This window comes from Kitasatospora arboriphila, assembly GCF_039528095.1.
In the GTDB taxonomy this organism is placed as follows: Bacteria; Actinomycetota; Actinomycetes; order Streptomycetales; family Streptomycetaceae; genus Kitasatospora; species Kitasatospora arboriphila.
In genome coordinates this window covers 1-554 of sequence record NZ_BAAALD010000301.1, presented here as the reverse complement: position 1 = coordinate 554, position 554 = coordinate 1, and the positions used below count along the sequence as shown (strand labels likewise).

Sequence of the window (554 nt, the reverse complement as noted above, 5' to 3'; positions counted from 1 at the left end):
GGGAAACCTGTCTCGATACGCGCCCGGCGCGGTCGTTGCGGCTGCCGTCCATCGATCCGGTTTTGCTGCGCCAGCTTGCCGGGATGGGGAACAACCTCAACCAGATCGCCCGGAAAATTAACGGCGGCCAGTGGTCAGGCGCTGGCCGGGTTCAGGTGGTGGCCGCGCTGATGGCCATTGATGCCGAACTCGAGCGGCTGCGGGATGCCGTGGTGGAAAAGGGGGCAGACGATGATCGTTAAGTTTCATCCGCGAGGGCGAGGCGGCGGTGCCGGGCCGGTGGATTATCTGCTGGGGAAAGACCGCCAGCGCGACGGGGGCATCGTTCTGCAGGGAAAGCCGGAGGAGGTCCGGGAGCTTATCGACGCCTCGCCCTACGCCAAAAAGTACACCTCCGGCGTCCTGTCTTTTGCTGAACAGGATTTACCGCCCGGCCAGCGTGAAAAGCTGATGGCGAGCTTCGAGCGGGTTCTGATGCCCGGACTCGATAAAGACCAGTACAGCGTGCTGTGGGTTGAACACCGGGACAAGGGGCGGCTGGAACTGAATTTTCT

At 62.6% G+C, this 554-nt stretch carries 2 protein-coding genes; both read left to right on the top strand.

Annotation, left to right across the window (positions count from 1 at the left end):
- Positions 1-242 (top strand): MobC family plasmid mobilization relaxosome protein (locus ABD353_RS40090; RefSeq protein ID WP_344628622.1); only part of this gene is annotated, 242 nt, incomplete at its 5' end.
- A partial coding sequence (locus ABD353_RS40085; protein WP_425555368.1) for a relaxase family protein occupies positions 232-554 on the top strand: 323 nt, incomplete at its 3' end. The genes ABD353_RS40090 and ABD353_RS40085, both read left to right, overlap by 11 nt.